General features: G+C 46.6%; 15 protein-coding genes. All 15 read right to left on the bottom strand.

What is annotated here, in order from left to right:
* Positions 1–124: 124 nt before the first annotated feature.
* A complete protein-coding gene (locus WH45_RS09625; RefSeq protein WP_046214152.1) occupies positions 125–649 on the bottom strand; it encodes a nitrogen regulation protein NR(II) in 525 nt (174 codons plus the stop codon).
* Positions 649–1476 (bottom strand): alpha/beta fold hydrolase, encoded by an 828-nt coding sequence (locus WH45_RS09620; RefSeq protein ID WP_046214151.1) that lies wholly within the window; start codon positions 1474–1476, stop codon positions 649–651. Before WH45_RS09620 ends, WH45_RS09625 begins: the two co-directional genes overlap by 1 nt.
* A 205-nt stretch (positions 1477–1681) precedes the next feature.
* Positions 1682–3412 (bottom strand): ubiquinone-dependent pyruvate dehydrogenase, encoded by a 1731-nt coding sequence (gene poxB / locus WH45_RS09615; protein ID WP_046214150.1) that lies wholly within the window; start codon positions 3410–3412, stop codon positions 1682–1684.
* Positions 3413–3668: 256 nt separating this feature from the next.
* Positions 3669–4427 (bottom strand): GNAT family N-acetyltransferase, encoded by a 759-nt coding sequence (locus tag WH45_RS22805; RefSeq protein ID WP_052723702.1) that lies wholly within the window; start codon positions 4425–4427, stop codon positions 3669–3671.
* 1721 nt (positions 4428–6148) lie between these two features.
* The gene (locus WH45_RS09605; protein ID WP_046214149.1) at positions 6149–7204 is read right to left on the bottom strand and encodes a protein-glutamate methylesterase/protein-glutamine glutaminase; all 1056 of its coding nucleotides are present in this window, start codon (positions 7202–7204) and stop codon (positions 6149–6151) included.
* On the bottom strand, positions 7173–8021 hold the full coding sequence (locus WH45_RS09600; protein ID WP_052723701.1) for a CheR family methyltransferase: 849 nt from the start codon (positions 8019–8021) through the stop codon (positions 7173–7175). Before WH45_RS09600 ends, WH45_RS09605 begins: the two co-directional genes overlap by 32 nt.
* Positions 8022–8143: 122 nt before the next feature.
* Entirely contained in the window at positions 8144–12226 is a 4083-nt protein-coding gene (locus tag WH45_RS09595) for a methyl-accepting chemotaxis protein (RefSeq protein ID WP_046214148.1), read from the bottom strand.
* A 47-nt stretch (positions 12227–12273) separates the two neighbouring features.
* Positions 12274–12762, bottom strand: a complete 489-nt coding sequence (locus WH45_RS09590) for a chemotaxis protein CheW (RefSeq protein WP_046214147.1) — start codon at positions 12760–12762, stop codon at positions 12274–12276.
* Complete coding sequence (locus tag WH45_RS09585) at positions 12759–14861, bottom strand: chemotaxis protein CheA (RefSeq protein WP_200897673.1); 2103 nt, start codon at positions 14859–14861, stop codon at positions 12759–12761. The genes WH45_RS09590 and WH45_RS09585 overlap by 4 nt, the downstream gene beginning before the upstream one ends.
* Before the next feature lie 12 nt (positions 14862–14873).
* Complete coding sequence (locus tag WH45_RS09580; RefSeq protein ID WP_052723751.1) at positions 14874–15293, bottom strand: chemotaxis protein CheW; 420 nt, start codon at positions 15291–15293, stop codon at positions 14874–14876.
* 225 nt (positions 15294–15518) lie between these two features.
* Positions 15519–16169 (bottom strand): response regulator transcription factor, encoded by a 651-nt coding sequence (locus WH45_RS09575; RefSeq protein ID WP_046214145.1) that lies wholly within the window; start codon positions 16167–16169, stop codon positions 15519–15521.
* Positions 16170–16181: 12 nt separating this feature from the next.
* On the bottom strand, positions 16182–18146 hold the full coding sequence (locus WH45_RS22800; RefSeq protein WP_268748569.1) for a sensor histidine kinase: 1965 nt from the start codon (positions 18144–18146) through the stop codon (positions 16182–16184).
* A gap of 117 nt (positions 18147–18263) precedes the next feature.
* Positions 18264–19190 carry a sensor domain-containing diguanylate cyclase gene (locus WH45_RS09565; protein WP_046214144.1) on the bottom strand — a complete coding sequence of 309 codons (927 nt, stop codon included), beginning with the start codon at positions 19188–19190 and terminating at the stop codon, positions 18264–18266.
* A gap of 162 nt (positions 19191–19352) precedes the next feature.
* Complete coding sequence (locus WH45_RS09560) at positions 19353–19715, bottom strand: response regulator (protein ID WP_046214143.1); 363 nt, start codon at positions 19713–19715, stop codon at positions 19353–19355.
* Between the two features lie 22 nt (positions 19716–19737).
* Complete coding sequence (locus WH45_RS09555; protein WP_046214142.1) at positions 19738–20673, bottom strand: alpha/beta hydrolase; 936 nt, start codon at positions 20671–20673, stop codon at positions 19738–19740.
* Between the last annotated feature and the right edge of the window lie 22 nt (positions 20674–20695).

The raw sequence follows: 20695 nt of genomic DNA, 5'->3' as shown, positions 1-20695 counted from the left end.
GAAGAACCAGGGATCCTGATCATGGCAATTTGGTATCAACACGATGACACATGATCAATTCCATATTTTCTAAAATAAGTTAGTATAGAGATTACTTGATCCGCTGCTAAGCTGTCAAGAGGGATCAGTCCCTTTTGGACCTTTTTGCATAGGATTCCATTAATTCAAGCGTTTGTTCCTGCAAATCGATCTGTTGAGTCATTTCATCCTGATGGTCTGTTGAACTTGCTATGTGATCTTTCATTATGCCCAGCTTGCTTTGCAGCCGCTTCGCTTCCAGCCTTAAAAGCTGAATCTGCTCTTGGTGGTCTATATCCTGATTTATAGGGAGCAATATCAACTCGTACACAGGCATGCCAGCCCGTTCACGAAGCCTTGCATTAATAAGAAATGGGATTTCTGTATCATTTCCCGACTTTATCGCAAGCTGAATGGCTTCAATATGGGCATTCAAACGAATATGTGGAATAAAATACATTTGATAAAAAAGACGGCTTGCACGGGTAAGAATGGATTCAAAGTGACAACCATAGAGGCCATTCTGATTATAACCAAGCAGCAGAAGCAGCTTTTCGTTTGCAGCTGTAATATGATGATCAGAAGATAGTGACATATAGCCGCAAAATATCTGCTCTGGTTGTTCCGCCATCAGCTGGACATCTCCGTTTCCGCGACGAACTGAGCGAGATATTCTTTAATCAAGAAAATAGTCTCGTCGGGATGGCTCATATGAGGACAATGTCCGGTTGCATCCATTAGTTGAAATATACTCTGTGGAATCTGCTGATGCATATAAGCACCCACTTCAAGGGGAGCAATATAATCCTGATCACATTGCAAAATAAGTGCCGGTGTTGTCACATACTGCAGCGAGGAACGATAATCCGACATGAAAGTAATCTCGGCAAACTGCTGTATAATAACCGGATCAGACATGCAAAAGCTCTCATGTAATTCCGCAGTCAACTCCGGTTGATCCGGGTTGCCCATGGCGATTGGTGCCAGAAAGCTGGCCCAGCTTGTATGATTTTGCTTCATTAACGAAAGAAGTTCTTCGATATCCTTTTGTTCAAAACCGCCTATGTAATCGGGTAAATCATTGATGTATCGAGGCGAAGGAGCAATCAGGATCAGATTTTTAAAATAACCGGGTCTGCATAATGAAGCAAGCAAACCAATCATACCACTTACCGAGTGGCCAATAAATATCGGATTTTCCAGCTGGAGAACATCACAAATCTGCAGCATATCTTCTGCATAACCGGTAAGCTGATTATGGCGATCATATTCATAAGCCTGCAGATCGGATTTTCCAGAGCCAATATGATCAAATAAAACCACCTTGTAATTTTCTTCAAAGGCAGGGACGACGAATCGCCACATACTTTGGTCACATCCAAAACCATGAGCAAAAACAATGGGCTGACTTCCCTGCCCTGTCACTCTTACATTATTTCGACTCAGGATATTAGACATAATAGCTCCTTTCTTGAAGAGGACAATGTGTATTCTAAACTTCAGTATATCTTAAACCCGAAAAATATTGCATCAAATTTTAATGAATACATCTAAGTTGACTGTATTTATAAATAATTATTAACATATTTATATCAAGTAAATTCAAATTATGTAAAAAATAGAGACAGCTGCTGAATGGAACAGCTGTCTCTATTGACAGATATTAACGAAGTAAATTCGTTTTCGCCAGATCAATCAGCTCATCACCGCGTCCATTCATAATTGCTTTGGCCATCCAGAGAGAGAATCCTTTGGCCTGCTGCAGTGTAATGGTTGGCGGCATGGACAGCTCCTGACGATTGACCACTGCATCGATCAGGGCTGGACCATCATGTTCCAGTGTACGCTGCACCGCATCTTCCAGCTGTTCCGGATCTTCGACACGGATACCATGGATTCCGAGCGCGTTGGCTACCGCCGCAAAATCGGTCTGATGCAGATCCGTACCGGACTCCAGGTACCCGCCCGCCTTCATCTCCAGCTCCACAAAGCTCAGCGCACTGTTATTGAAGACCACAACCTTAACTGGCAGATTATGCTGCTTGAGCGTAATTAGATCACCCATCAGCATACTGAGACCGCCATCACCGGAAAAGGAAATTACCTGGCGTCCGCGCTCGGCAGCCTGCAGCCCGATCGCCTGAGGCAGTGCATTGGCCATCGTACCGTGGTTAAAGGAACCGATCAGACGGCGTTGCTCGCTAATTTCCAGATAACGAGCTGCCCATACGGTTGGCGTTCCAACGTCGCAAGTGAATATGGCATCCGGTGCAGCCGCATCGCTGACGACCTTGGTCAGGTACTGTGGATGCATTCCCTTGTGTCCGGGACGGCCTTTGACAGCCATCTCGTTAAGCTCTTCACGTACTTTGGTATAACGGTCAGCAGACTTGCGCAGATGACTGGGATCATGCGCTGTAGTCAGTCGCGGCAGGATCTGCTGTACGGTTGCCTTGACATCTCCGCACAGTCCCAGTGTAATATTGGTCCGTCTGCCGAGACGGGACGAGTCGATATCCAGCTGGATAATCGTCGCGTCTTCCGGATAGAACTGGCGATAAGGGAAATCCGTACCCAGCATCAGCAGCAGATCGCAGTCCATCATGGCATGGTACCCCGAGGAATAACCGATCAGACCGGTCAGACCGGCAAAATACGGATTATTGTACTCCAGATGTTCCTTGCCGCGCAGAGCGACGACCATCGGTGACTGCAGCCTGTTGCATAGCTCCATCAGTTCTGCATGAGCGCCTTTGCAGCCTGCACCACATAACAGAGTAATCTTTTTGCCGTCATTCAGATACCGGGCGAGTGTCTGCAATTCCTCTTCAGACGGAAGCACAACCGGCTTGGCCGCATGATAGACCTGGGCAGGCACCGCATGGGTCGATTCGTCGAGACTGGCAATATCTCCCGGCAGCACCACCACAGATACGGTTGAACCGGCGATTGCTGTCTGAATCGCCATCGTCAATGTACGCGGCATCTGTTTCTCTGTCATAATCACTTCACAGAAATCACTGCACTCCTGGAAAATCAGCTCCGGATGCGTCGCCTGGAAGTAGCCGCTCCCAATCTCATCGCTCGGGATATGGGCAGCAATCGCCAGCACCGGCACCCGGTTGCGATAGCAGTCATAGAGTCCGTTGATCAGATGCAGATTCCCCGGTCCGCTGCTGCCTGCACAGACGGCTATCGTTCCATTCAGCTCCGCCTCGGCGCCAGCGGCAAATGCAGCCACTTCCTCATGACGAACATGAATCCATTCGATCTTGCCGGAACGCCGTACCGCATCAATAATCGCATTCAGCGAATCGCCGGTAATGCCAAAAATGCGCTTGACCCCGGCATTTATGAGGGTCTCTACTACCGAATCTGCAATCGTCTTTTTCACTGTTCTCTACCTCCTGTATCCATCTGCTTGTATTTTCAACAATTGTCTACAAATTATGCGTACTTCTCTTTGTCTCTTTACCCGTATGTATCCTACATTTAACAACCAATATAAGAAACCGGAAATAAATATCTATGTAATTATTAATATATTGTTTCCCTGCATAGTAATAGCAAAATAATATGGAAAAATAGCAAAAAGGCGTCCGAAAATAACTCGAACGCCTAAAATAACCTTTTTAGTCTCATGAGAAGGATTAATACCGCATCCACACATCTTCATACTGCGAATTGCGCTTAAACTGGGCCAGTGCATACGAGCAGGTAGGGAGAATTTTTTTGTTCTCCGCCCGAGCCGCCTGTACAACCTGATCCAGCAATCCGCGAGCGATAGCACCGCCGCGGTATTCCGGGTTTACATACGTATGATTCAGCGTCCACGTATCACTTTCCGGTCCGGGAATGTAGGTGATTTCGCCGATAATTTCTTCATCCTTTTTCAGGAAAAAGGCAGTGCCTTCCTTGATCAGCTGTCCGCCCTCGATCAGTTCTGCACCGGGGTTATCGTAGACCGGCGTTATGGCTGTAGCATGCGGCGGCTGCAGCTCGGGCACCTGATTCGTCGGGGAACTGTTCGCGCCGGTGTGTGTTATGGTATTACCGCCCGACTCATTAGACGAATCCTGATCAGATGCGAATCCACCACCGGGAGTGTTGAATTCTTCTTTGACAATAGAGACGCTCTGCTTCACATCCTGAGTAGCGGATGTTAGATTACTGCGGGTATCCTGCACCGCCGTCTTGCTGCTTTGAAGTCCTGCTTTGAGCTGCTCGGTTGAAGTCTTTGCCTCCTGAGAGGTTTCTTTGGCATGTTCCATCGTATGTTGGAGATTCTGTTTGGCCTCATCAACGTCACTCTTTACGTCATTGAGTGTAGCTTTGATACCATCCATCGCCTGCTTTGCCTCATTGATGCTATCTTTAATGCCTTTTAATTCCTTGATTGGATTTTTCATTGGTTACTCCTCCATTCTTCGCTGTCCCCCTGCCATGTTGCAGCAGAGAGCAGTCATCTTAATCACCGGATGAATAGGAATCGTCTGCCTTTCATCCGCTTTGTTATATAGTTATTACCCAATCTGCGGTACTTATCCCTCTCTTGCCGATTTTTACCTGGTCTTTACATTACATGCGCTTTTGATCAGATAGATGTAAATGGTGAGAATATTATTTTTAAGATGTTTTACTGCTTTTATACCGAAAATGTGAAGAAAAAGAAGGAAAAAGCTGGAATTTAGAGCATGCGAGATGTATTTGATCTTCTCGGGATTTTACACTCTCTTAATGCATTTTATAACGTTTTCATTTTCCGGACATCAGGAGTATGATGTAGACATCACCAACAAGCAACGCTTCACCACCAAGCATCATCGGCGTTGTCAGGTGATTCACTCCAATCTTTCTTTACTTGAGAAAGGAGAGATCGTCCAATGGAATAGGTTAGCGAAGCATACTGGTTCAACTGCAGAACAATCTGGCATCCGTGAAAATGCCCATGATCGCAGATTGCAGGTATGCGGGACATCAATCTAGCTCATTAGACGGAAATGGTAAGGTTGTAAGAAGGAAGAAGCTTTTTCAAGCAAGCATGAACTACTTGCGGGAAAGGAGCAGGATTCCGTTGGAAAAAGGTAGCGAAGCATACTAGCACAATTTCACGCAAGAGAAACGTAGTGACAGCGTTTTTCGTGGATATTGGAGTATGCGGGGAACAAATCGGCGGTACAGAGTCAAATTACGACAGAAAGTAGGCTGGGAATGGACTGTTTTCAAGCAAGCATCATTAATACTTGCTAAGAAGGGAGCAGGATTCCAATGCAATAACGTAAGCGAAGCATATTATAATCGACTGCACAACGGAGGATGTCCGTGAAAACATCTTTCGCAGTTCGTGGATATGTGGGGACTCAACTGGATTTATGATTTGTGTACAACCATAAGTGGCAACAAGAAATAAAAGGAATCAAGTACGACATTCTTCAAACAGGTTGTATTGAATTTTTAAGACGTTTTAAGTTTTTAAATGTTCTGGTATGCAGGATTTAAATTTTTAAAATGCTTTAAAGCTTTAATTTTCGAACCGCTTTTGAAATGAATGTTTGTAGAACGAAGATTTGATATTCATTTTGAGTATGATGAAAGGCTGTGAACAGAGGAAAATGCTATTTTCGAACAATGTTGCAATAACTTGTTAGGAAGGGAGCAGGATTCCAATGAAACAGGTTAGCGAGGCATGCTAGATCGGTCTCACGCGAGAAAAGCGTCAGTGAAAACGTTTTTCGTGATATCGTGGTATGCTGGAACTCATCCCATATGCAAGGACATGGATGATTCATTGTAAATGTGCGGACGGAATTTCTTCACCGTAAATCAGGTGAACCCCACGAACCGTTTATTCAGCCCGTCGAAAAGGGGAATAACGGACATGCGAAGCTTTTCGAATAAAGCTTCCCCAAAAATGAAATCGATGAACAATCGCTAAACGGTTGTCTGCGACTGCAGAGCTAAGACAATCGGCAGCATGGAACGGTGCAAGTCTATACCATGTCAAGCATGTGGATTGTTGTATAGGAGGATAGGTTACAATTGAATATTGCTACTAACGATTAAACCCCCACAGCCTTGTTAATTCAAGTATGTGGGGGATTTATATTTTTTATGTCTTATTTTATACTGCTCAACTAGGCTCAAAAGCAAAACTCATCAGGTTTTGATAAATCTGCGGTAAAGGGGCCTGTCGGTCAGACAATCCGGCTTCGTATACAGACCGGGGCATCCCGTACACCACGCATGATTCTTCAGATTCAGTAATCACTTTCCCCTTTCTTTGTTTTACTTCCACGCACCCCTTGGTACCATCTACACCCATTCCGGTAAGAATAGCCGTCAGCAGCCGGCCTGCATACAAGGGCGCTGCCGAATGGAGCGTAATATCGATAGACGGTTTATACAGTGCATCCTTCGCAATATCCGTACGAATACTCAGCTGAACCTTGCCATCTGTCTGACGTTGCAGAAGCGTCTGAAAGCCTGCAGGAGCGATGTAAATGCTGCCAGATCGCAGTATTTCCTCATTTTCAGCTTCTTTTACATGCAGAGCACACAGATTATTGAATCGTTCAGCGAGCGGCCTTGTGAATCCCGGTGGCATATGCTGTACTACCAGTACAGGAATCGGCAGATTTCCCGGAAAGCGCGGAAGAATGGACTGAAGCGCAGACGGCCCTCCGGTAGAACATCCGATAATGATCAGATCTGCTGCCGGTTTTGGAAATGCTGCCTCCTTCTTCTCCGGTTCAACAGGAGGTTTGGCTGTAGCCGACTGGACAATTTTGACACGGGCAGCTGCTTTTACACGTTCCAGAAAATCTTTGACGATTGCTTTATTACTGGCATCATTAATCAGATGGTCTTTAAGGAAAAAGTCCACCGCTCCCAGTTCCAGAGCTTTCAGTGTGGCTTCTGTTCCCTTGTCTGTCTGAACGCTGAGCATGACTACCGGCACTGGATGATCTTTCATGATTTTTTGAAGTGCCGTAATACCGTCCATTTCGGGCATCTCTACATCCATCGTTACAATATCCGGTTTGAAGCGTTCCACTTTCTCGATGGCTTCCTGACCATTCCGTGCAATTCCGACTACAAAAAAGTCGGAGTCTTCTTCAAACAGAAGACCAATCGCCCGCCGCATAAAAGCGGAGTCATCCACAATGAGTACCCCGTACTTGCCCATGATTGCCTACCCCTTTTCTGTAATAAAAAGCCTGATTGGATTTTATCGTCTCGAACCCCTTGCCCATTCCACGAATGGATTCTGCATGTCCTAAAAATAAATACCCTCCTGGCTGCAGCATGTCATAAAAATTCTGAATAATCCGGTCTATCGTCTGATCATCAAAATAAATCAGTACATTGCGGCAGAAAATAATATCTACCGGTCCGATCGGCTCCAGCTGAGAAGGGTCCAGCAGGTTGGCACGGCGAAACTGTGTCATATCACGAACAGCCGGTTTTACGCGGTATCCATTATGTTCTGCATCAAAAAAACGTTCGATCTGCTCGGGTGAAGTGCGACGAAAGCATAAGGAAGACTTGGGATAATACCCTTCTGCAGCGACTTTCAGCACCCGCTGGTTGATGTCTGAACCAATAATGCGGACGGATTGTTTGAGTCTTGGCATAATGCTCTGTGCGGTCATTCCAATGCTGTATGGTTCCTCTCCTGTCGAGCAGGCGGCACTCCAGATTTTGATCTCCCCTTTCACCGGGTAGGTCTCCAGAATGCGAGCCAATTCATCGAACTGTGCTTCTTCCCGAAAGAAATAAGTTTCATTAATGGTGATATGCTGGGTTAGCAGTTCCCATTCACCGGGATTCTTTTTCAGGTAAGGAATATAGTCGGTGCAGGAAAGTTGAAGTTCGGATAGACGGCGCATTACTTTGGGTTCCAGTGTAAACAGGTTATTTGTATAGTTCAATCCGCAATGCTTATAAATAAGTCCTGCGAGCTCAAGCAGCTGCTGCTCGTTAATATTGGGCTTGTTTGTCATGTTCTGCGATTCCTTTCTATCTACGTTTGTTGTGCTTGTACATAGAGGAAGAAGCCTTTGACTTCTAAAGGCTTCTTCCGGTAAATGGATCATTCAAAGAGCTATTCCAATCTGTACAAAGATCAGTTATATCTTACGTTGGTAAGCACCTGGCGGACAGATTGACTGCGATCTGTCGCATCTGCCACTACACTGTTCATCCGACGAAGCTCGTCACTGAAACGGCCTATGAACTGTCCGGATTCGTTCATATCTTTTGCAATCTTTTTACCTTGATCAAAATGTTCTTTCAGTGCTGCAGAAGTCTGTTCAGCGTATTTCACCATGTCGTTCAGCTTCTCATTGAACTGGCGATCCAACTGCACATGTTCAAGAGCTGCTCCGCTCATGCTTTCAATGGATTTTTGCGTCTGCTGTGCTGTTGTATGAGCTGTCTCGGCATGGGTTTTCTGCTCCTGGACAAGTGATTTGAGCTGCTTTGTCTGACGGGATACCTGTTCGCCTACTGTAGACAGCCTGCGCCCCTGACGAACCTGCTCCTCCGTAGCATTCTTGATCTCGGCAAGCTGCTTTTTGGCATGGCCAATCTCTTCTACCACCGAATCGATACCAACCGTCTGATCGGCAACCGCACGGGACACTTGCTCGGATTGGGCAGTGATGTTATTCATTGCGCCGAGAATGGACTGATTACGAGCTGCTTGCTCCGCTACTGCCTGACTAACCTGGCGAACCTGTTCACGAGCATTGATGATTCCCTGCTGGACATCGTCTGCACTGGAAGTTTGCTCCTGCATAGCGACCGCTACCTGCTCGGTCTGTCTGGTTACATTTTCCATAGCTCGTACAATCTCTCTGCTCTGTTTGGCCTGTTCAACAGTAGCTGTAGTGATCTGTGCAACCTGTTCACGGGCATTTCCGATACCTTTGGCAATTTCTTCGGCTCCCAATGCCTGTTCTTTAACTGCATGAGTAACCTGTTTGGCCTGGTTGGTCACGTTCTCGACTGCATTGGCAACATCTTTGCCCTGCTTAGCTTGTTCCACCATAGCGATAGTAATCTGGCGGATTTGCTCACGAGCATTGGCAGTGCCCTGAATAACTTCTTCTACCGAAGATGCCTGCTCTGTTGTAGCTGTAGTGACTTGTTCTGCCTGACTGGTTACATTTTCAACAGCCAACACAATTTCTTTGCTCTGTTTGGCAAGTTCAATTGTTGCATAAGTGATTTGGCTAACCTGTTCGCGTGAATTTACTACGCCTTTAACCACTTCTTCAATCGCAGTAGCCTGTTCACGAACTGCAGTAGTCACCATATTTGCCTGATTGTTTACATTTCCTACAGCTCGTGAAATTTCTCTACCCTGCTTGGCCTGCTCTGTCATGGCGGAAGCTACTTGGCGCACCTGCTCACGCGCATTGGCAATACCGCGGATAATTTCTTCCACGCCTTTTACCTGCTCGCTTGTTGCTGCAGTAACCATCTCGGCCTGCTTGGTTACATTGTCAACCGCTTTGACAATCTCCACGCTTTGCTTGGCCTGTTCTGTGGTAGCTGTGCTGATCTGTGCAACCTGGTCGCGGGCATTGCCTACACCAAGCATAATCTCGCTGACACCAATGGATTGCTCTTTTGTAGACGCGCTGACCATCTCTGCCTGACGCGTTACATCATCTATAGCTTTGGCGATATTTTTACCCTGCTTGGCCTGTTCTACAGTCGCAGAAGTTACCTGGCGCACCTGCTCACGTGCATTGGCGACACCTTTGATAATTTCTTCCACACCCAGCGCCTGCTCACGGACAGCGACAGTGACCATTTCTGTCTGGTCTACCAGTTGAGATATGGCAGCTACCACATTCTCTGCCCCTTTGGCTTGCTCAATTGTAGCTGTAGTAATCTGGCTCACTTCCGTACTGATACGGTCCATACCACCAACGATTTTGTGAATCGCGCTTCCTGCTTCATCAGCCAGCACAGTGCCCTGCTGGACTTTCTCTGTTCCCAGATCAATCGCTTCGATAGCATCGGAAGTTTCGGACTGGATACCTTTGATCAATTGGGCAATTTCCTTGGTTGCTTTGGCACTGCGTTCCGCCAGTTTGCGTACTTCCTCGGCAACAACCGCGAATCCTTTGCCATGCTCACCTGCACGGGCTGCCTCAATCGCTGCATTCAAAGCCAGCAGATTGGTTTGCTCGGCGATATCATCAATAACTTCAATGATGCTGCCAATTTCCTCGGAGCTTTTACCGAGATTGACCATAACCTTGGAAGCCTGCAGAACCACATCGGCAATTTCTTTCATGCCCTGTACCGATTGTACGATGGACATCTGGCCTTCCTGCGCATCTGCCATAACGGTTGTCGTTAGAGTGTTTACCGTCTGGGCATTTTTGGCGACCTGTTCAATGGAAGCGGCCATTTGCTGCGTTGCTGCAGATGTATCACCGGCAAACCGCTGAAGCTGCTCCGCATTGCCTGCCACACCCTTGATTGAACGCCCCATTTGTTCAATGGATGCGGAAATTTGCTCTACCGAGCTTGCCGTACTTTCCGCATTGGCGGCCACCTGTTCAATGGAAACAACCATCTCCTGTACAGCTTCTGTTGTCTCGCGGGCAGAATCGGTCAGGTTCTCGGCATTACCGGCGACACCCTGGATCGAGCTGCTCATCTCTTCAATGGCAGCCGAGATTTGCTCCACGGAGCTTGCTGTACTGATGCTGTTGCCCGCTACCTGCTGAACGGAAGCAGCCATTTCCTGAATGGCAGCAGCCGTCTCCTCGGCAGAAGCGGTCAGGCTCTCCGCATTGCCTGCCACACCCTGGATGGAACTGCCCATTTCTTCAATGGCAGCCGAGATTTCTTCCACTGATTCGGCGGTGCTCTGAGCATTGCCGGCTACCTGCTCAATCGAAACGACTATTTCCTGTACGGATTCAGTCATTTCTCCGGCAGATGCAGACAGGCTCTCCGCATTGTCCGATACTCCTTTGATGGAAGTGCTCATTTCCTCAATGGAAGCCGAAATTTGTTCAACCGAACTTGCGGTGCTCTCGGCATTACCCGATACCTGTTGTACAGCCGCCGCCATCTCCTGAATCGCAGCAGCTGTCTCCTGTGCGGAAGCGGTCAGGCTCTCGGCATTGCCCGCCACCTGGGTAATGGAAGCGCCCATCTGTTCCATGGCAGCCGAGACTTGCTCGACAGATCCTACCGTGCTTTCGGCATTGCCGGCTACCTGGGCGATGGAAGCTGTCATTTCCTGCACGGCCTCGGACGTTTCACGAGCAGAATCGGTCAGGCTCTCGGCATTATCGGATACGCCCTGGATGGAGCGGCTCATTTGTTCGATGGAAGCTGAAATCTGTTCGACAGAACTTGCCGTACTCTCACTATTGCCGGCTACCTGCTGAATGGAAGCAGCCATTTCCTGTACAGCTGCTGTTGTTTCTTCAGCAGAAGCGGTCAGGCTTTGCGTATTGGCGGCTACACCTTCGATCGAAGTGCGCATTTGCCCGATAAGAGTAGAGATCTCCTCTACAGAGCCGGATGCACTTGTAGCATTCCCCTGCAGCTGTGTGACAGACTGATTCATTTCCTGCAGAGCAGCGAACGTTTCCTGCAAGGAATCCGTCAGACTGGTTACATTACTGTTTACACCTTTGATGGAAACTCCCATTTGTTCCATGGAAACCGCGATTTCTTCTACTGATCCGGTAGTCTGTCGTGCATAATCAGCAATATGCTCGATCGATTCAACGACAGATTTGATGCCGAGATCGGTATCTGTAGTGTCTTTTATAATATCTTCAACCGCCAGATCGGCTTTTGCAGCTGTGTCCGTCAATTGGATTGTTGTCTGAAGCAATTGATCTGCCGAACGATTATTATTGTCGGAGATGTGCAGGGAATTGACGAGTCGGTCGGATAATTGGGATGCATCCTGCACCGATTTTCTCATTTGTTCGGCATGCTTCACGGTATCTTCAAGGGAGCCGGCCAGTTCCCGGGCTGCCTGTACGGAAGACTCGGTATCATATACTTTTCTGCGAGTATTCTCGGCAATTTCGGAAGACAACACAGCAAGATCTTTCAGCTTTTGCTCCAGCGTCTGGGTATCCAGTACCGCCTGGTTTACGCTGCGTTCAATGCCCAGCTCATTAATTCTTTTTGCTGCAATTTTGGATGTAAAACTCATGGATAGTTCCTCCTGTAATGTGGCTATAACGATTAGCCTGTATATTATTAATCCGTAGAATAGTTATGCTTCCGGATGAAATTCATATTTTGGTCATTAAGCATCTTATTTACATTCAACAGCATGATAATCCGCTCATCTGTTTTATAGACTTTCTCCAAATACTGATTCTGCTGACTTGATGTGGCGGATGGCACATGATCGAATTTGGCGGGAGCTGTCTGCAGTACCTGTATGACACGATCTACAATAAGTCCTGCAGTGATAAATTCAGACTGTATAATAATGATCCGATGCTGCCTGGCATGCGGGATCGAAGAGAAACCAAAAGCAGCACGTGCATCAAGGACCGGAATAATTTCATTGCGAAGATTGATGACACCTTTGATCATTTCCGGGGAATTCGGCACGGTCATTAACTTGGGGACAAAGATAATCTGGTATACATCTTCAATAGGGATCGCAAATTCCTCATGTTCCACTTCAAAAGTAACAAGTTGTTCTATCGTGCTCACCTTCAGTTTATCTGTAGTCATACGATCATCTCTTCCGTATGGGCAGAGCGTTCTTTGCCTACCAGATTGAATATGCCTGTCACATCGAGGATCAGGGCAACGCCGCCATCTCCAAGGATGGTAGCACCGGATATACCGTCAACTTTGCCTACATAGGAACCCATCGACTTTACGACAATTTCCTGATTGCCTACCAGTTCATCAACGACCAGTGCGAGTCTTTTTTCCGCAACTCCGACAATCACCACAAACACATTATCATCATGCCGTGCTGCCGGACGCGGTACATGAAAGTAATCATGAATCCAGACCAGAGGCAGCACCTGCTCCCTGATTTTGACCGCCATTTGTCCTTTGATCGAGTGAATATCCTGACGCGGCAGACGGATGATCTCGCTTACGCTGCTGATTGGCAGGGCGTAGATCGACTGGTGGATTTTGATCAGCAGCCCTCTCAGGATAGCCAGCGTCAGCGGCAATTTGATCGTAAATGTTGTTCCTTCATTCAATCGTGTATCCACATCGATAATACCGTTCAGTTTCTCAATATGGCTGCGTACAATATCCATACCGACACCGCGGCCGGAAATATCACTGATTTGCTTGGCTGTAGAAAATCCTGGAGCAAAAATCAGATGAATGATCTCCTGTTCGCTCATTTGCTCTGCCTGAGACTCGGTAATGAGTTGTTTGGCGATCGCAGATTGCTTGATACGCTGTGGGTTTATTCCCGCTCCATCATCTTCTATAGTGAGAATGACTTGATTCTCCTGATGGACTGCGTTGATTCGGATGGTTCCGGCCTCGGGTTTGCCATTGGCTTTGCGAATCTCGACATCCTCGATTCCGTGATCGACACTGTTGCGAATCAGGTGAATCAGCGGATCTCCAATTTCTTCAATGACCGTGCGATCCAGCTCTGTTTCTTTGCCTTCAATAACCAGATGAATCTGTTTGCCGATCGATTGGGACAGATCCCGCACCATTCGTGGAAACCGGTTAAACAGCTGTTCAATAGGCAGCATGCGTGTCTTCATTACACTTTCCTGCAATTCGCTGACGACTCTGGAAATATGATTGGTGATGCTGTCGAATTCGTCCATCGTATCGTCAGCATTGATAAGGTCGCGTATTACGGTGCCAACCTGTACAATCCGTGTCTGGTCAATTACCAGTTCCCCTACCAGATTCATCAGATTCTCCAACCGCTCTACATCAACACGTACACTCTGACTTGAAGCCGCTCTGCGGTGATCTTCTTTCTCTGGCTTAACCGGTACTGCTTTGGGGGAGGTTGGATCAGGAGAAGCTGAAAGGGGAGGTTCTATGAACGTATCAGCCGATTCGGCAGGGGAGATAGCAGGAGGAACTGCAGGAGCACCAAACTCATCAAGTACGTTAATCGTATCTATTGATTCACCCTGAGTGATTTCTCTCCAGGTCGCTTCGATTTCTTTTATGGGCTTTTGGCAGGCGATAAGATATTGAATAATGACAGGTCCTTCATACTCATCCTCAATCTCGTGAAAAGCCGGCTTCATCCCTATTACATGAGTACAGCCTTCCAATCTGCTTCGGATAATGAGCGAGCGTGCTGCTTTCATTTCACAAGTGCTGGAGAAGCACAGTTCGAGAATAAATCCTTTGTATCCATTGGATTTGGCTTCTTCCAGTGCTGCATGCTCTTCCGGCAGGAAAGCAAGGTTTGCCGGTTCGGCTGGAGTCTGCTGTGCAGACATTTCTGCTTCTATCAACTGCTGCAATTTGTGCACGATATCGGAGATATCCCCGCTGCAGGTTCCTTCCAATTCGATCTGGGCCTTGAACTGAATTAGACGATCGAGGCATACAAACAATATATTAATAATCGGGTTTGTTACTTGCATCTGTCCGCTGCGAATATGATCAAGCACATTTTCCATCTGATGGGTAAGAGTCTTCATTGGCTCAAAGCCCATAGCTGCGGAGGAACCTTTCAAAGTATGAGCCGCGCGGAAAATTCGCTGGATGACTTCATCGGATTCGCCATGCTGTTCCATCTGGAGAATTTCCTGCTCCAGGGTCTGCAGCTGTTCCTCCGCTTCCTCCAGGAAAAATTTCATCAGGTCATTACGATTCAATCCGGTACCTCCTTAATGTAAAATATTTTCTATATCCAGAATGGTTATAAAGTCGCTGCCAGAGTGTCCCATTCCCGAAAAGTATCGGCTATCTGCTCCCGATACGCTGTCTACGGAATCTTCAATCTCCTCAAAACGGATCACCTGATGCACCCGATCCACAATCATGCCAATAATTTCTTCGCGGCTGTTCACGACAACAATACGGGTGGAACGGTCGTTGACCTTTTCTTCCATATCAAACCGCTTGCGCAGGCTAATGATCGGTACAATTTTGCCGCGCAGGTTCGTAACGCCTTCCATAAAGGAAATGCTGTTGGGTACTTCTGTCGTCCGCTGCATTTTGATAATTTCGTATATTTCAGATACAGCCAATGCGTATCGTTCTTTTCCCAGTTCAATGACTATATATTGCTGTTGGAAGTCATCCATATTCATCCTGCCCTTCATGATGCTTGTGCATAATTTGGAAACTGCTTCTGTTCTTTATATATGTATCATACAACCGCAAAAGGCTTTGGTAACCGTAAAAAACGTTACGTGGGCACGCAATTTTTCTTGCGTGTTCCCACAAATTCGAAATAAAAAAACTGCGGATAGATGGCTCTCCGCAGTTTTGTATATCAATGGGATATCGTTCCCTGTATAGTGGTTGCATTAGATACTAATCGGGTCCAGAACGCCGATGTCCTTGGCTTTGCTTACTGCCTCGATTCGGGACTTTACGCCGAGCTTCTGAAACAGATGGGTGAGATGATATTCAAGAGAACGCTGACTCATACACATTTGTTCGGAAATCTGACGATTTCCTTTCCCCTGGGCGATCTGCTGCAAAATTTCAAGATCCCGCTCCTGCAGAGCTGGCTTGTGTGAGGAATTCGCTTGCTCAACCTGTGCATTGCCCTCACGGCGAAGCGTTCGGAATACATCAAGAGGCAGCACAACCTCCCGCCGAAGGGCGCATCGGATAGCATTGATCAGCTGGTCACGCGTAACGGTTTTTGGCATATACCCGGCTATTCCCATATCAATCAGCCGGTTCAAATGCGGACTGATATCAAATCCGGTATAGATCAGAATACAGGCTTCCGGTTGTACTTTCATCACTTCTACTGCAAGATCAATCCCGTTATATGGCGGCATAAACAGATCAAAAATCATGATATCAAACGCCTGGCTCTTAATCAGATCAAGCACACCGGATACATCACTCTGGATGATCACTTCAAATTCGTCATCTTGCTCCAGGATAAATTTGGTGCCTTCAATAACAGCGGGATGGTCATCCACTAATAATATTTTGGTCATATCCTGTTCCCCCTATCCGTATAAATGCTTGAACGTTCCAGATGCAGTTGACTGTATATACGGCAAGTGTATATGGATGGTCAGTCCCTGTCCGCAGTCTGAAAATACTTCAATATCGCCTTCCAGGCTGCGAACCCGTTCTTTAATTCCGTATAATCCCATGGACTTGTACGAGTGCTGAAGCTCTTCCCATGATAACCCGATGCCATTGTCTTCATAGGTCATCAATATGCCATCATCATGATCAGCTATCGTAATGTGAACTTCGCTGGCCTGTGAATGCTTGCAGGCATTGTTGAGGAGTTCCTGGTTGATGCGGTAAATAGCAATCAGCTGATCATCAACGAGCGGATTTTGAAACCGGCTGTGATCGAATATAATCCGGTAATCCGACCGCAGTTGTACTTGTTCGTACAAGGATTCCAAAGCCTGATTAATTCCCCATTCTTTGAGAAAAGGAGGTCTTAGTTCATTACAGGTCATGCGAATCTGATGAATAACATCCAGCAAACCATCGGAGATTTGCCGCAATCCTTCTTTTATGTTCTCCGGTATCTCCGAAGAGTACTGCAAGTTTTCCAATCGTCGGTACCAGATGATCTGCTCCTGAAGAGCTGCATCATGCAGATCCTGGGCGAGATTTTTGCGTTCGTTTTCGGAGACCGAATACAACAGGCGCAGCAGCCAGGCTGGTGTGTTTTGCTCTTCGGTCAGACGGGCAAGCTCTGAGGTAAGATCTTTGATTTTGAGCAAGCTTTCATAAAAAACACTCATGTATCTTACCATGGTCTTTAGCCAGATACGTACCGGTTCCTGATTCAGACGGTCCGTAACTTCGCCAATCCATACAAGATTGGTCAACCCGCGCCGCTCTCCGATAGAGAAGAAAATACCATCTGCCCTGTAAAAAGGATAGCCTTCCGGCAGGCGGATGCCCTGATATTCCCGTAGTGCCGACAAAATATCGTCTTTGGGACACTGGCCTGATTTGCAGGAGAAGTACATAAAATTTCCTGTCTCAAGCAGAGCAACCTGCTCTACACCGAGAATAAGCCTGATCTCCTGCAGAAGGCAGTGCTCCAGTTCACTCGTCTTCATCAAGCCTGCAGCACGTTCAGAGAAGCGATCCAGACTGGACTGCAGCTGTATATATACTTCCTTGTTTTGCCGGACTGCCTCTTCTGCCTTTTTGCGTGCCGTGATATTGCGCATAACAAAAATGATTTTTTGCACAGTACCATCGTTTTCCAGCACAGGTGTTGCATTGGATTCCAGATATATGGTACTCCCATCGGCATGAGGGAAGGTAAACTGATATCCGGATATGGATTGTCCGCGCTGCAGCTTCTCGAACTCTATATTCATTTTAACTTTTTCTTCTTCAGTAAAATATAGGAAAACGGAGTGATTATAGAGATAGGAACCCATAGGATATCCGAGTATTTTCTCAAAGGAAGGAGATACGTAACTAGGAATTCCCTCCCAATCCACCACAAATACCGTATCGATCACCGTCTTTTCGATCAGGGAAAAGATGGAATCCCGGCTGGTAAGCTCCTGGGTCAGCCGATAATTATCCGTATGGTCTGCAGCCATTAGAAGTGCACCTCTTACTTCCTCATGTTCGTACAGAGGTAAAAAGGTCACTTTCCAATGCAAAAGCTCACCATTGTCCTGTTCGGTAGATAACTGCAAGACTGAGGTCTTACCCTGCAATACCTGATGCAGGGCGTCCCAGGCCTCTTGCTCCCGATTATGAAACATAATATCGGTAAACTTGCACGCAACATAACGAAATCCCGCTGGCAGGCCGAGCCGGTCTGCTGCGGGATTTACATTAACCACATAACCTGACCGATCCAGCTGGATAATGGGATCATCATGATATTGGAAGAGTGATGTATAGTAATTGTCTTGTGAGGATGACAGCGAATTCTGAGGTTGCAGAGACAGGTTTCTGTAGCTTTTATACAACACGATAAAAGCTATCACAAGAATAATAAATCCTGTAATGTTAATAGCTTCTAATAATAAATTTGTATGCAATTTCGGATTCTCCTCGAAGTCGAAGTTGAATTAATGTTCAAATCCGCTTTAGTAAGCATATCCATTTTTGGAACCATTTTTAACAGACAGCATGCGGGTATTCGCGCGGTGAATAAGTTCATGAATATCGGTTGTCCATTCTTCCGACACTGCTATCCCGATACTGGCGGACAGATTGCTTTCTCCAGGCAGTACAACTTTGGAAATGTTCAACTGGAACTCCTGGGTTTTTTTGATGAGCTGGTTTAGTACCGGATGCTGTAAAATGACAACGAAATGGTCTCCCTGCATCCGCACATTTACACTTTCTTCCCCATAGATACGTGTAATCACATTAGCACAATAGATCAGTAGACGATCACCATAACTATCACCATAGTCCCGGTTGATGGATTTGAAATTATCAAGATCCATGTAAATAACACCCAGAGGACTGGTCTTGAAATTATGGGAGCCGTAAAAGGTATCCAGCAGCCCACGGTTAAAGGCGCCTGTTAGTGCATCCTTGTATTTCTCGTATTCCAGCATGACTACATTAGAAAGAAGCCGGGCCATCGATTGTAAAAGTTCAAGATCTTTCTCGGAAAACGTCCCGGGCTTATCGTCAATGGCACAAATGGTACCAAACACAGTGCCGTCTCCCAGAGTGAGCGGAGCTCCCATAAAGGAACCACGTCCCACCCTCTGTGTGAGCTGAAGCGAAGCCGTAAGCGGGTCTCTTTCCGTATCCCTGATTACGGTAGCCATTCGTCCATTCGCACAGACCAGCTGACAATAGCTCTCATCAAAAGGCAGCACAGCAAACTGATCTGCCAGGGAGCTATCTTTGCAAAAAGCTTTGAGGACTACGTTGTTTATACGATCATTAACAGCTACAAACAATGCCAGAGCGTCAATTGACTGGCGCAGAACATCAACAACATACTGTGAAGTTGTCATAAATGGCTGATTTTGTACAATTTCCTGAATGATCATTTTCTTTTCTCCCTACTTACTGAACAGATCGTCAAAATAAAGGATACGCCGATATTTATTTATATCGGCGCATACGTTTTTGATGTTATATTTTTCTATAAATACAATAATTAACTATATTCTTTATTTAAACCTGTAGAGACCATTTCTATCATATAAATTTTAGACGCCCAGTACTTTGTTGATAGCGAGCTCTACCCGATCTTTTTGAAATGGCTTGACGATAAAGTCCTTGGCACCGGCTTGAATCGCATCTACGATCATGGCCTGCTGACCCATTGCGGAACACATGATAATTTTGGCACTCGGGTCTGTACTGCGGATAGAACGTACCGCTTCGATTCCATCCATCTCCGGCATGGTGATATCCATTGTTACCAGATCAGGCTTGTTAGCTTCATAAGCCTTGATCGCTTCCAGTCCATTCCCTGCTTCTGCAACAATATCATGCCCCAGTGTAGCCAGCATATCCTTCAGCATCATTCTCATAAATGCAGCGTCGTCCACTACCATAATTTTAGCCATTCGTTTATTCCTCCAATAGTTATCATTCGTTTAGATATACATGCTTGAGACGCTCGGCGGACAGGGTAATTGCTTCCTGCGCCCGATCGAGCTGACCCATCGTGACAAAGCCATGAATCATACCATCATAACAGATGTATTCGGCTTCTACGCCTTCTTCTGTGAGCCTGCGGGCATATTCGGCACCGCTATCCCGCAGTGGATCATATTCTGCAGTCATAATCAATGCTGGCGGCAGACCGCTGAGATCACCGCTCAACACAGGTGAAGCATAGGGATGATTCTCATCCTCAGGCTGCTTAAAATAACATTTGCGGAACCAGTTCATCATATCAGCCGTCAAAAGATAGCCCTGACTGTTCTCCCGGTAGGAAGGCGTATCTGTCGCATTTCCCATAGAAGGATAAAACAGCAGCTGATAACAGATCTCCGGCCCGCTTTTATCGCGGGCAATGATGCAGGCGACGGCCGCAAGGTTGCCTCCGGCACTGTCACCGGATACGGCAATCCGCTTGGCATCAATACCATATTCTTCGGCATGTTCTGCAATATAGTGTAGGGAATCGTACGCGTCCCACACGGCTGCCGGGAAAGGATGTTCCGGCGCCAGCCGATAATCGACAGAGATAACGACACATTCTGCTGCACGAGCGAGCTTTCTGCATAATTCATCATGGGAATCCAGACTTCCCAGCACCCAGCCTCCCCCATGATAAAAAATAAGTGCAGGATGAACTTCGGCATCTGTCGGTGTATACAGGCGAACCGTAATCTGCCGGTCCGCTAGAGGAATATTCCGATCCTCTACCCGGTATATATCGGTTTGGGGGTTGCTTTGTTGTAGAGCTGAACTGCGTTCCATGCTGCGAATCATTTTAGGGTCAATCGAATCCATAACGGGCATCTGATATTGATTATACATATTCAGGAAATCCTGTACCTGTGGATCAAGTGGCATACGGTTCTCTCCATTCTGTTAG

The organism is Paenibacillus wulumuqiensis (assembly GCF_000971965.1).
GTDB classification, from domain to species: Bacteria; Bacillota; Bacilli; order Paenibacillales; family Paenibacillaceae; genus Saccharibacillus; species Saccharibacillus wulumuqiensis.
The sequence above is the reverse complement of the archived record's forward strand: the minus strand, read 5'-3'. Positions and strand labels throughout refer to the sequence as shown.